Raw genomic sequence first — 12,818 nt, 5'->3', positions numbered from 1 at the left:
GCAGGGGGAAGGAACCTCCCGACAGCAGGGTTGTATTGGGACTGGCTCTGGCCCGGGTCTTAAAAACCCGGGTCAGGGTCCATTTTACTCCCGACTGCCAGCCCGCCAGCGCCGGTTCAGCGCTGCTGCATCAGCTCACGACAGGTCTTCACCGCATTGCGCACCTGATTGGGCGCGGTACCACCGATATGATCTCTCGCCTGCACCGAACCCTCCAGACTCAACACTGCGAACACGTCATCAGCGATCACGTCAGAGAACTGTTGCAGTTCATCCAGGCTCAATTCACTCAGATCCTTCTTCTGCCGGATACCATAGGCCACTGACTTGCCAACGATTTCGTGTGCGTCGCGGAAGGCCAGGCCTTTTTTGACCAGGTAATCGGCGAGATCGGTGGCGGTGGCGTAACCTTTTTTGGCTGCCAGATACATATTGTCTTTTTTGGCCTGCAGGGCGGGAATCATGTCGGCATAGGCTTTCAGGCAGTCACGCAGGGTATCGGTCAGATCAAACAGGGGTTCCTTGTCTTCCTGATTGTCCTTGTTGTAGGCCAGCGGCTGCGATTTCATCAGCGTCAGCAGCGCAATCAGATGTCCGTGTACGCGGCCGGTTTTCCCGCGCACCAGCTCGGGCACGTCGGGATTTTTCTTCTGTGGCATGATTGATGAACCGGTGCAAAAGCGGTCGGGCAGGTCGATAAAGTCAAACTGCGCCGAGGTCCATAACACCAGCTCCTCGGAGAAGCGCGACAGGTGCGTCATGATCAGGCTGCCACAGGCGGCCAGTTCAATGGCAAAATCGCGGTCGCTGACCGAGTCCAGTGAATTTCGGCTGGGCGCATCAAAGCCCAGTTGTTCGGCGGTAAAGTGCCGGTCAATCGGAAAGCTGGTGCCGGCCAGTGCAGCGGAGCCCAGCGGGGAGATGTTCAGGCGCTTGCGGCAGTCCTGCAGGCGACTGTAGTCGCGATCCAGCATTTCGAACCAGGCCAGCAAGTGGTGACCCAGGGTAATGGGCTGCGCAGTCTGCAAATGCGTAAAGCCGGGCATGATGGTGTCAGCTTCGCGTTCGGCGAGGTCCAGCAACGCAGTTTGCAGGCGGGTCAGCTCACTGCTGATCACGTCAATTTCATCGCGCACATAGAGGCGAATATCAGTGGCGACCTGATCATTGCGTGATCGGCCGGTGTGCAGTTTCTTGCCAGTCAGGCCAATGCGCTTGGTCAGTGCTGACTCGATGTTCATGTGCACATCTTCCAGCTCTACCGACCATTCGAAGGTACCGGCTTCGATGTCAGTCTTGATGTCTGCCAGGCCTTGCTCGATAGCAGTGCGCTCGTCGGCGGTCAGAATACCGGCAGCTTCCAGCATGCGGGCGTGAGCGATAGAGCCGGCAATGTCCTGGCGGTACATGCGCTGGTCAAAACTGACGGAGGCGGTGAATCGCTGGACAAAGGCATCAGTGGCTTCGGAAAAGCGCCCGCCCCATTGGGTGTTCGCCTGTTTGTTGTGCTCGCTCATAGTCGGTCCCTGCGTTGTCAATTGCCGCGCAGTATAACATGCAGGCGCGTGACGGGGCGCATTCCGGGCGGTTTTGGCGTAGAATGGCGGGCAATCATTAAGAGTTTTCCTGGCAATTGATAACGGAAGAATTATGGCTTTAGATCTGATCCGCATCGCTACCCGTCGCAGCCCGCTGGCTTTATGGCAGGCTGAGTTTGTGCGCGATGCCCTGATGGCAAAAAATCCCGGTCTGCGTGTGGAGCTGGTGACGATATCGACCCGCGGCGACAAGATACTGGACACGCCATTGGCCAAGATAGGCGGCAAGGCGCTGTTTGTGAAAGAGCTGGAGACGGCAATGCTTTCCGGCGAGGCGGATATCGCCGTGCATTCCATGAAAGATGTGCCCATGGAGTTTCCGCCGGGGCTGTTCCTGCCGGTCATTTGCGAGCGGGGAGATCCGCGTGACGCGTTTGTATCCAACTTTTATGGCAGTATCGATGAGTTGCCGCAGGGTGCCCGGGTCGGCACTGCCAGTCTGCGCCGTCAGTGCCAGTTGCTGAGCATGCGTCCCGACCTGCACATCGGCAGCCTGCGCGGCAATGTCGGCACCCGGCTGGGCAAGCTGGACAGCGGTGAGTTTGATGCCATCGTGCTGGCCGCCGCCGGTCTGTTGCGACTGAAGCTTGATCAGCGCATTGCCCAGTTTATCGCGCCTGAAGTATCGTTGCCTGCCGGTGGCCAGGGCGCTGTCGGCATCGAGTGCCGGGAAGACGCCGCTGAGCTGATTGCCATGTTGCAGGATATGCATCATCAGGATACCGCAGACCGGGTTATCGCTGAGCGGGCGCTGAATCGACGTTTACAGGGTGGTTGCCAGGTACCGATAGCCTGTTATGCTGAGCTGGACGGAGATAACCTGCATCTGCGCGGTCTGGTCGGTGATGTTGATGGCAGTCGGATTCTGCGTGCTGAGCGCAGCGGCCATCGCAGCGATGCCGAGGCCATGGGTATCGCTGCAGCAGAGGACCTGCTGGCGCAGGGAGCCGATGAAATTCTGGCGTCGCTTTATGAGACCTCGGAAGACTGACAGGCTGACGGCGGGCGCTGAACTGATATTAACGATCTGATATTTATGAACGTACATAAGTGAACCAGCATGAGTGATCAGGTGCAGCTGACGGGAATCAACGTGTTGCTGACGCGACCGCAATTGCAGTCCGCGAGTCTGGTGAAGGCGATAACCGGGCGGGGCGGTCGGGTCTGTGAAGTGCCGTTGATCGAGATTGAATCTGTCAGCGACAGTGCTGCCTGCGAAGCCATCAAAAGCCGGATACTGGCCCTGGACCAGTATGATGCCGCCATCTTTATCAGCACCAACGCCGCCCGCATCGGTCTGCAGTGGATTGACGCCTGGTGGCCTCAGGTGCCTGCCGGCTTGACAGCCTATGCTGTGGGGCCCGGAACTGCCAGAGCGCTGCAGGTCCTGGATTGGCCGGTTTTGTGCTCGGACAAAGGCGTTACCAGTGAACATCTGTTGGCGTTGTCGGGGCTGCAGGATATTGACGGGCAGCGAATTGCCCTGTTTCGCGGTGTTGGTGGCCGGGAGCTGATTGCGGAAACCCTGCGCAGCCGCGGTGCCACGGTGGACTATCTGGAGCTGTATCATCGACGCACGCCGGACTATGGCAGTGATATGCTGCTGAACATGATCCGGCAGGAACACATCAATGCCATCGTGGTGACCAGTGCCCAGATTCTGGACGTGTTGCTACACTTTCTGAAGAATGATCCGTCAGCGATCACATCGACCCCCGTGGTTGTGCCGTCGGAACGAATCCGCCAGTACGCGCTGGATACCGGTCTGGTGCGGGTAATCAACGCCGGCGGCGCAGATGACGCAACTGTACTAGAGGCGCTGGCCAGCATTGCCAGTCCGTTGAGGTAAAACCCATGTCAGACGCAGACGAACCGCTCACCAGTGAAGATCCGTTCCGGAGTCGCAAGAAACTGGATACATCCAGCGTGCTTGATGAAATCGGGCGTAAGAATAACGCTACGCTCAAGCGCAGCAGCACTGGCGCCGGCGCCAAAGCGGCCATTGTATTTCTGTTTCTGTTAGTGCTGCCGCTGGCGGGCGCTACCGGCTGGCTGGGTTATCAACAGTGGCTGTCGCAGGATCGTGTGTCCCAGGCGGTGGCTGACGTTCGCGCCGAGAATGTGCGCTTGCAGCAGGTCATGGCCGGGATGCGCGCAGAGGTGGAAGCGGAGCGGGACCGTTTGCTGACAGAGCAGGAGCGTCTGCAGGCGGATCTGACCGAACAGGCGGCCTTGCTGCGCGAAGGCAGCAGCGCTGTGCAGGACGCACTGACGGAGGTGGATGAGCAGGAGCAAGTTGATCAGCAGCGACTGGATCGCCTGCAACAGCAGATCATCCGGGATATGGATGATGTTGAGGGTCTGGTGGGGGCGTTGCAGCGTCAAGTAGGCAACCTGCAGCAACGCGACACACGCTGGCTCAATGCCGAAGCGAATTACCTGATGCGCCTGGCTCAGCAAAAGTTGCAGCTGGAAGCGGATCTGGAATCGACTGCCTTGCTGTTGCGCACCATCGATTCACTGCTGGCGGGACAGCAAGGCTTGCTGGTGGCCACCGCGCGACAGAACCTGTCCGATGATCTGCGTGCGTTGCAGGATGTCCGTATACCCGATCGCGCTGCCGTGTCGCAGCGATTGATTGCGCTGGGCGACGATCTTGAGCAGTTGACGCTGGCAGGGTCGCGTCAGGAAAGTTATCAGGAGCGTGTGCAGGGGCAGTGGCAGGAAACACCGGAGACGATGCGAGAGGGCAGTTGGCTGGATGCCGGTATCGCCCTGCTGCGCAGTATCTTTGTCTGGCGTGAGTGGGATGAAGCGCCGACCGAAATGTTGCCGCCGCAGCAGGAGGACAATCTGAAACAGCGGTTACAATTACAGCTGGAGCAGGCGCAACTGGCCATGGTGCAGGGCGACGAAGTGCTGTATCGACAGATACTGGGGCAGGCCATCAGAAACCTGCAGCGTTATTTCGAGTCCGATAGTGCTAGCAGCCGGCAACTGGTGGCGGAGCTTGAACGTTTGCAGGCCGAAGAGTTGCAAGTGGCGCTACCGGATCTGTCGGCAACGGCAGAACTGATTCAGCAGCTAGCCAGCGCATCGGCAGCGCCGTCAGCACCAGCACCCATACCGACACCGGAATCGGAGCCGGAACCGACACCGACACCGACACCGACACCGACACCCGAGGTCGACGCGCAGCCACTTGATTGATCGGCGTTGATATTTAACAACCAGGGCACGGAGCAAGCACATGAGAAGATTGTTTATATTGATTCTGTTTGCTTTGATCGGCGGCGTGTTTCTGGCCATCCAGTTGGCGCGTGATCCGGGCTACATCCTGATTGCCTACGGCAACTACACTTTTGAAACCAGTCTGTTTGCGTTATTGGTGGCGCTGTTGCTGACGCTGACAGTCGTTAAATTGCTGCTGAGCCTGCTGGGCTGGCTCAATCCCTTCCGCTGGCGCGCCGCCAAACGTAAAGGCGCGTAAACGAGTAAAGGGGACGGAGGACTAATGTCCTCCGTCCCCTTTACGCTGGTCAGATGCCCAGCTCGTCCCACATGGCATCGATCTTTTTCTTCACACCCTCATCCATGGTAATCGGAGTACCCCACTCGCGTGTGCTCTCTCCGGGCCATTTGTTGGTCGCATCCATGCCGATCTTGGAGCCAAGGCCGGACACCGGCGAGGCAAAATCCAGATAATCGATGGGAGTGTTTTCAATCATTATCGTGTCGCGCGCCGGGTCCATGCGAGTTGTCATCGCCCAGATCACATCCTGCCAGTTGCGGATATCAATGTCATCGTCCGTGACAATAACAAATTTGGTGTACATGAACTGACGCAGGAATGACCAGGCGCCCATCATCACGCGTTTGGCATGACCGGGGTACTGTTTACGGATACTGATCACCGCCAGGCGATAGGAGCAGCCTTCGGGTGGCAGATAAAAATCGACAATCTCCGGATACTGTTTTTGCAGCAACGGCACAAACACTTCATTGAGTGCCACGCCAAGCATTGCCGGTTCATCCGGCGGCCGGCCGGTGTAGGTGCTGTGATAAATCGGATCTTTACGATGAGTGATTTTTTTCACGGTAAAGACCGGGAATTTATCAACTTCGTTGTAGTAACCGGTGTGATCACCAAAAGGGCCTTCATCCGCCATGTCGTCTGGTTCAATCACGCCTTCCAGGACAAATTCGGCGCTGGCCGGTACCTGCAGATCATTGGTGATACATTTGACGACCTCAGTCTTGCTGCCGCGCAGCAGGCCGGCAAATGCATATTCAGACAGGGTGTCGGGAATCGGTGTCACCGTTGCCAGAATGGTGGCAGGGTCCGCGCCAATGGCGATCGAGACCGGGAACCCTTCGCCGGGATGTTTTAGCTGCCAGTCGCGGAAATCCAGAGCGCCGCCACGGTGTGACAGCCAGCGCATGATCAACCGGTTCCTGCCGATCACCTGCATGCGATAGATACCCAGGTTCTGCCGCTCTTTTTCCGGACCGCGGGTGATTACCAGCGGCCAGGTTACCAGGGGACCGGCATCACCGGGCCAGCAGGTCTGTACCGGCAGCATGCCCAGATCGACATCAGCCTCATTGATCACCACATCCTGACACGGCGCTTTTTTACGTACAGAGGGCGCAATATTCAGCACCTGCCTGTAGGTTGGCAAATTCTGCCAGATATCTTTCCAGCCTTTCGGTGGCGTGGGTTCTTTCAGAAACGCTAGCAGGGTGCCGACATCACGCAGCCCCTGCAGATCCTGCTGACCCATGGCCAATGCAATGCGGCGCGTGTTGCCGAACAGATTGCCCAGCAAAGGAATATCGGAGCCGATGGGGTTTTCAAACAGCAAGGCCGGACCGCCGGCGCGCAGGGTGCGGTCGCAGATCTCGGTTATTTCAAGGTTTGGGTCGACAGGGGCGGTGATGCGTTTGAGTTCGCCTTCAGATTCCAGCAGGGCGATGAATTCTCTGAGGTCTTTGAATGACATGTTTTCTTCCTGGCTTTGGTGAGTCGAGGTTGCGTGCCGGGTCCAGATCAAAGCGGGGTGGGGTCGGCCAGCGACCGCACGCCCGCTTTAATCTGAACCCTGCCGCAGTGTTCTTTCCCGGCTAAAGAGGGAGGCACTGTCTGTTGTGTTATCCTCCGTCCCCATTCTTGCCATTCTTGCTTGCACTATAGCACCAGTCCTGAGAGCTACCTGGACAAGGGCGTGCGGTCGCTGGCCGACCCCACCCCTTGTTCAGGTAGCTCCGCACCGGCCTCTGATACTCCGCAAGGAATCACCGCCTTACCCAGCCAGCTCCGCACCGGCCAAATAAAAGGCCGGGAGAGCGCAATTTACCATCAGTAAATGAGCATCGACCGGCCTTCTATTGCGACGTTAATACAACGCAGACAGCTTAAAATTATTTGCGCTTCATCATGTTGAAGAATTCATCGTTGGTCTTGCTGTCTTTCAGCTTGTCCAGGATGAACTCGGCGGCCTGCACGTCTTCCATGGTGCTGAGGATTTTGCGCAGAATCCACATGCGTTGCAGTTCTTCTTCCGAGGTCAGCAACTCTTCGCGACGGGTGCCTGAGCGACGTACGTTGATGGCGGGGTAGATGCGCTTTTCTGCGATCTTGCGGTCAAGATGGATTTCCATGTTGCCCGTGCCCTTGAATTCCTCGTAGATCACTTCATCCATCTTCGAACCGGTTTCAACCAGCGCGGTGGCGATGATGGTCAGGCTGCCGCCTTCTTCCAGATTACGTGCGGCACCAAAGAAACGCTTGGGGCGTTCCAGTGCGTGTGCATCGACACCACCCGTCAACACCTTGCCTGATGATGGCACGATGGTGTTGTAGGCACGCGCCAGACGGGTAATGGAGTCGAGCAGAATAACGACGTCTTCTTTGTGTTCCACCAGGCGCTTGGCTTTTTCGATAACCATCTCGGCAACCTGTACGTGACGTGCGGGTGGCTCGTCAAAAGTACTGGCGACCACTTCGCCACGCACCGAACGCTGCATGTCGGTTACTTCTTCCGGGCGCTCGTCAATCAGCAGCACGATCAGGCGACATTCAGGGTTGTTGCGGGTAATGGATTGCGCGATGTTCTGCAGCAGCAGGGTTTTACCGGCCTTGGGTGGTGATACGATCAGGCCGCGCTGGCCTTTGCCGATGGGCGCGGTCAGATCAATGACACGTGCGCTGAGGTCTTCGGTGCTGCCGTTGCCCAGCTCCAGCTTGAGGCGCTCGGTGGGGAACAGCGGAGTCAGGTTTTCAAAGAGAATTTTGTGTTTCGAATTTTCAGGTTTAGCGAAATTGACTTCGGCAATCTTCAGCAGGGCAAAATAACGTTCGCCATCTTTAGGCGGCCGGATCTTGCCTTCAATCGTGTCACCGGTACGCAGGTTGAAACGTCTGATCTGGCTGGGAGACACATAAATGTCATCAGGACCTGCCAGGTATGACGAATCGGACGAGCGCAGAAAGCCAAAACCGTCTGCCAGAATTTCCAGCACACCATCGCCACTGATATCCTCGCCATTTTTGGCGTGTTTTTTCAGGATAGCGAAGATGATGTCTTGTTTGCGTGTGCGGGAGAGATTTTCGAGTCCCATTTCCACGGCGGTTTCAAGAAGCTGGGCAATGGGTTGCTTTTTAAGATCGGTAAGATTCATAGGCTAGGTTTTTTAGGTTCTTTTTTGGGATACAGGAAGTCTGTAACGGGCAGCGCAGCCGGAGCACAAATAACGCAGGTATGAGTACGGGCTGGGTGCCACTCTGGTTTAAAGGTCAGGTTTAAAAGTCGGGTTTAAAATCGGGCTTTAAAAAGTCGGATTCAACTCAAGGATTCTGGTTTGGTGTCTTTCGGGTAAGAGACTAGAATCCGCGCCGCCGTAACGGGGATGCGGCTGAATATAAATGCTTATAGCGCCGCTGTCTACATAAATCTGCATTATTTTTTGCCCGGGTGCCGGCATCAAAAGTACTGGTTAAAAACGGCTGGCACCAGGGCAAAGTAGGGTAATCAGATTACGCTGTCGATAAACGCGGCTAATTGGGATTTCGACAGGGCGCCAACTTTGGTCGCTTCAACCTGACCATTCTTGAAAATAATCAGCGTCGGGATGCCGCGCACACCATAACGGGGCGCTGTATCGGGGTTCGAATCGATATTCAGCTTGCTGATCTTCAGGCGCCCGGAATATTCCTCTGACAGCTCATCCAGCACGGGGGCGATCATTTTGCATGGGCCGCACCATTCCGCCCAGAAATCGACCAGCACAGGGCCGTCAGCCTTAAGTACATCTTGTTCAAAACTCGCGTCAGTAATGTGAACGATTTTGTCGCTCATAGGACATTCCTTCATGGTTGGGTCAGGGTAAGCATCAGGCCTCGGGTTAAAAAAGAGGGGTTTGAGCGGCTTAATGACGGGCTGGGTTTATAGTCTCTATCATAAGGCTAAAAAATATGGTTTCAAGTGCTTTGCAGCAGCCGTGCCGCCTTTTTGGCGAAATAGGTCAGAATCGCATCGGCTCCTGCGCGCTTGATGCTGACCAGGGACTCGATTGCCACCGCATCCTCATCCAGCCAGCCGTTGCGGGCTGCAGCCATGTGCATGGCGTATTCGCCGCTGACCTGATACACCATGGTCGGGGCGCCGAATTCGTCCTTCACCCGCCGCACAATATCCAGATAGGGCATGCCGGGCTTGATCATCACCATGTCTGCGCCTTCGGCCAGATCCAGCCCGACTTCGTGCAGGGCCTCATCACTGTTGGCGATATCCATCTGGTAGGTGTGTTTGTTGCCTTTGCCCAGATTGCCGCTGGAGCCAACAGCGTCGCGGAATGGCCCATAGTAGCTGGACGCATATTTGGCGGAATAGGCCAGGATGCGGGTGTAAATATGATCCTGCTCTTCCAGTGCGCGGCGGATGGCGCCGATGCGTCCGTCCATCATATCGGAAGGCGCCACGATATCGGCGCCGGCGGCAGCGTGTGACAGCGCCTGTTTGACCAGCGCGGTGACGGTTTCTTCGTTGAGCACATAACCATTGTCATCAATGATCCCGTCCTGGCCATGTGTCGTATACGGGTCAAGCGCAACATCGGTGATAATGCCCAGTTCCGGGAATCCGGCTTTCAGGGCCTTGACGGCGCGCTGCACCAGGCCGTCCGGATTCCAGGCTTCGCGTCCGTCCAGCGACTTGGTGTCCTGGGCGGGCGAGGGAAACAGTGCGATGGCCGGAATGCCCAGCTGGCTTAATTCCGCTGCCTCTTTAAGCAGTTCGTCTATGCTGAGGCGGAAGATATCCGGCATCGACGGGATCTCCTGCCGTTGGCCGTTGCCTTCAACAATGAAAATGGGAAAGATAAGATCATCTGTGGTCAGTCGCGTTTCCCGCATCAGGCGTCGGCTGAATTCATCGCGCCGCATGCGACGCAGTCGGGTAAGAGGAAATTGGCGCGTGGTGCTGCTACGTGAGGTATGATCGGTCACAGAGTTGTTGCTCTCAGTTCGTTGTTCAGGGGCTGATTTGTGACAAAAACTATAGCACAGCGTCCAACGGGATCAAAAAATTGCATCCAGTGCTGTCAAATCAGCCTGGCAGGAGAGTTATGAATAAAACCAGATGGGCTGTGGTCGCAGTCATAGCGGCCGCGGTCGCCGCGTACATCAGCCTTGACCTGGGGCAGTATCTGACCCTGGGTTATGCGCAGTCGCAACTCGATACGCTGCGCGATTTCAGCGCCGACAATTTTATCCTCACCGCCGGGGCCTATTTTATGCTCTATGTGGTGGTGACAGCGCTGTCTTTGCCCGGCGCGGCTATCATGACACTGCTTGGCGGCGCGATTTTTGGCCTCGGCTGGGGCTTATTGCTGGTGTCTTTTGCCAGCAGCATTGGCGCCACACTGGCGTTTCTGGCATCACGTCTGTTACTGCGTGACTGGGTGCAGGGCCGGTTTGGCCGGTCTTTAAAAACCATCAACAAGGGCGTGGAGCGTGACGGTGCGTTCTACCTGTTCAGCCTGCGCCTAGTGCCGGTATTTCCGTTTTTCCTGATCAACCTGGTGATGGGCCTGACGCCGATCAAAACCTTCACGTTTTACTGGATCAGTCAGGTCGGTATGCTGCTGGGGACCGCGGTTTATGTGAATGCCGGGGTGGAGCTGGGCCAGATCAGCTCTCTTGGCGGATTGCTCAGTGGCTCGCTGATACTGTCGTTTGTGCTGCTGGCAGCCATGCCGTGGGTCGGCAAAGCGCTGATCGCCGTTATCCGGCGGAACCGTCTGGCGAAAGCCTACAAAAAGCCGGCGAAGTATGACACCAATCTGGTGGTGATAGGCGCCGGGTCCGGTGGCCTGGTCGCGTCCATCGTTGCCGCAGGTGCCAAAGCCAGTGTCACCTTGATCGAAAAACACAAGATGGGGGGTGATTGCCTGAACACCGGTTGTGTGCCCAGCAAGTCATTGATCGCCAGCGCCAAGGTAGCGGAGACCATTCGCCAGGCGGAAGCGTTTGGTATTAAGGGTGCCAGCGGTCAGGTAGATTTCGCGGCGGTGATGGAACGAGTACAGAGCGTCATCAAAACCATTGAGCCGCACGATTCAGTAGAGCGTTTTACGTCGCTTGGCGTTGACTGTGTGCAAGGAGAAGCGTTCATCCGCTCACCCTGGACGGTAGAGGTCAATGGCCGCACCATCAACACCCGGGCGATCATTGTGGCGACCGGTGCCCGGCCGCTGATTCCGGAGGTCCCGGGCCTGGCAGAGATCGATTATCTGCACTCTGATAATGTCTGGGAATTGCGCGAGCTGCCCCGGCGCCTGTTGGTGCTGGGCGGCGGGCCGATTGGCTGTGAGCTGGCGCAGGCCTTTGCCAGGCTGGGCTCTGAGGTGACGATACTGGATCGCAGTGAGCACCTGATGGGGCGCGAGGATGATGACGCAGCAAACATTGTCGAGCAGGCCTTCCGCGATCGTGGCATCACACTGCTGCTGGCACACGAAATGAAAACATTCCGCTCTGACGAGGCCGGCGACAGCCTGACTGTGTCAGCGCCTGACGGCTCTCTGAAAGACGTTGAATTTGACAAAGTGCTGGTGGCACTGGGCCGCAAGCCCAATGTCGAAGGCTTCGGGCTGGAAGAGCTGAAAATGCCGCTGACCGAGCGCGGCGCGATTAACGTAGACGGCGCGATGCGCACGGCGTACCCCAGCATACTCGCCTGTGGCGATGTTGCCGGCCCCTACCAGTTCACCCACATGGCGTCATTTCAGGCCTGGTACGCTACCCTGAATGCCCTGTCCGGGATGTTAAAAACCTTCACCGCAAACTACCGCGTGGTTCCACATGCCACCTTTACCGACCCTGAAGTCGCGCGGGTTGGCCTTAACGAAAAAGAAGCGCAGGAGCAGGATATTGACTATGAGCTGACGCGTTACGAGCTTGATCATCTGGATCGGGCGCTGGCCGATGGCACTGCTCATGGTTTTGTCAAAGTACTGACCGTGCCGGGCAGTGATCGCATTCTGGGCGCCAGTATTGTGGGCCCGCATGCCGGCGAGCTGATCGGCAGTTTTGTGTTTGCCATGACCCATAACATGGGGCTGAAGAAGATTGCAGGCACAACGCATATTTACCCGACGTTGCTGGAGGCCAATCGATTTGCCGCCAATGCCTGGCGCAGTGCCAGGGTGCCAGCCAAACTCCTGCCCTGGGCGGAACGGTTTTTCCGATCAAGGCTTTGATTTGTGGTGAGTTTGGGGCTTTTTTTTAACGCTGTATCACAAAGGATGTGAAATACAGATTGATAAGCTGACTTGAGGCACCGGGGCGTTCCAGCATGTCCAGTGCCTGCTTTATTTCGTTAAGCGCATCGGCGCGCAGTTGCTCTTTGCCGCGTATCGATGTCAGGTCCTCTTCCAGCTGCGCCGAGAGCAGGGTGACCAGACGATTGCGGATGTACGGCAGGTGACGCTCCAGCATGGATGCTGTGCCGGGCTCAATACGAACGCTGACATCTGTTTTCAGGTACTTCAGGCGACCCGCACCATCGTAATTGGTGATGAAGCTGGGGCCCAGGCTGTAATAAATCATGTTCGCCATGCCATTATCTGCTGGCGCGGGCGCCGCCGCAGTGACCAGTGCGGGTGTCATGCTCAGAGCTGCCATGATACCGGCTGCTGCGAGCCAAAATTTATTGACCT

The 12,818-nt window shown here is 56.9% G+C and carries 11 protein-coding genes; 5 read left to right on the top strand and 6 right to left on the bottom strand.

Translation table 11 applies throughout. From position 1 onward, the window contains the following. Positions 1-116: 116 nt before the first annotated feature. Positions 117-1,517, bottom strand: a complete 1,401-nt coding sequence (argH, locus tag ENH71_RS01695; RefSeq protein ID WP_294132817.1) for an argininosuccinate lyase — start codon at positions 1,515-1,517, stop codon at positions 117-119. A gap of 133 nt (positions 1,518-1,650) precedes the next feature. Here argH and hemC point away from each other — a divergent pair, with 133 nt between their 5' ends. The 4 genes from hemC to ENH71_RS01675 all read left to right on the top strand — a co-directional run bounded on the left by hemC (position 1,651) and on the right by ENH71_RS01675 (position 5,088). Continuing rightward, positions 1,651-2,589 carry a hydroxymethylbilane synthase gene (gene hemC / locus ENH71_RS01690; RefSeq protein WP_294132820.1) on the top strand — a complete coding sequence of 313 codons (939 nt, stop codon included), beginning with the start codon at positions 1,651-1,653 and terminating at the stop codon, positions 2,587-2,589. A gap of 69 nt (positions 2,590-2,658) precedes the next feature. Then, entirely contained in the window at positions 2,659-3,447 is a 789-nt protein-coding gene (locus ENH71_RS01685; protein ID WP_294132823.1) for a uroporphyrinogen-III synthase, read from the top strand. A gap of 5 nt (positions 3,448-3,452) precedes the next feature. Then, positions 3,453-4,808, top strand: coding sequence for a uroporphyrinogen-III C-methyltransferase (locus tag ENH71_RS01680; protein ID WP_294132825.1), 1,356 nt, complete (start codon positions 3,453-3,455; stop codon positions 4,806-4,808). Between the two features lie 40 nt (positions 4,809-4,848). Then, on the top strand, positions 4,849-5,088 hold the full coding sequence (locus tag ENH71_RS01675; RefSeq protein ID WP_294132827.1) for a heme biosynthesis HemY N-terminal domain-containing protein: 240 nt from the start codon (positions 4,849-4,851) through the stop codon (positions 5,086-5,088). Positions 5,089-5,137: 49 nt separating this feature from the next. On the opposite strand, the gene ubiD is transcribed toward ENH71_RS01675, so the two are convergent. From ubiD to hemB, 4 genes are all read right to left on the bottom strand, one after another. Then, positions 5,138-6,601, bottom strand: a complete 1,464-nt coding sequence (gene ubiD / locus ENH71_RS01670) for a 4-hydroxy-3-polyprenylbenzoate decarboxylase (protein ID WP_294132829.1) — start codon at positions 6,599-6,601, stop codon at positions 5,138-5,140. A 418-nt stretch (positions 6,602-7,019) separates the two neighbouring features. Beyond that, on the bottom strand, positions 7,020-8,279 hold the full coding sequence (gene rho / locus ENH71_RS01665) for a transcription termination factor Rho (RefSeq protein ID WP_294132832.1): 1,260 nt from the start codon (positions 8,277-8,279) through the stop codon (positions 7,020-7,022). A gap of 350 nt (positions 8,280-8,629) precedes the next feature. Beyond that, the gene (gene trxA, locus ENH71_RS01660) at positions 8,630-8,956 is read right to left on the bottom strand and encodes a thioredoxin TrxA (RefSeq protein WP_294132835.1); all 327 of its coding nucleotides are present in this window, start codon (positions 8,954-8,956) and stop codon (positions 8,630-8,632) included. 122 nt (positions 8,957-9,078) lie between these two features. Further along, positions 9,079-10,104, bottom strand: a complete 1,026-nt coding sequence (hemB, locus tag ENH71_RS01655) for a porphobilinogen synthase (RefSeq protein WP_294132837.1) — start codon at positions 10,102-10,104, stop codon at positions 9,079-9,081. A 119-nt stretch (positions 10,105-10,223) separates the two neighbouring features. Here hemB and ENH71_RS01650 point away from each other — a divergent pair, with 119 nt between their 5' ends. Continuing rightward, on the top strand, positions 10,224-12,359 hold the full coding sequence (locus tag ENH71_RS01650) for a dihydrolipoyl dehydrogenase family protein (protein WP_294132839.1): 2,136 nt from the start codon (positions 10,224-10,226) through the stop codon (positions 12,357-12,359). Positions 12,360-12,384: 25 nt separating this feature from the next. On the opposite strand, the gene ENH71_RS01645 is transcribed toward ENH71_RS01650, so the two are convergent. Continuing rightward, the gene (locus tag ENH71_RS01645; RefSeq protein WP_294132842.1) at positions 12,385-12,783 is read right to left on the bottom strand and encodes a flagellar basal body-associated FliL family protein; all 399 of its coding nucleotides are present in this window, start codon (positions 12,781-12,783) and stop codon (positions 12,385-12,387) included. Positions 12,784-12,818 lie beyond the last annotated feature (35 nt).

Origin of the sequence: Pseudohongiella sp., from assembly GCF_011050365.1 — a bacterium.
Lineage (GTDB): Bacteria > Pseudomonadota > Gammaproteobacteria > Pseudomonadales > Pseudohongiellaceae > Pseudohongiella.
The sequence above is the reverse complement of the archived record's forward strand: the minus strand, read 5'-3'. Positions and strand labels throughout refer to the sequence as shown.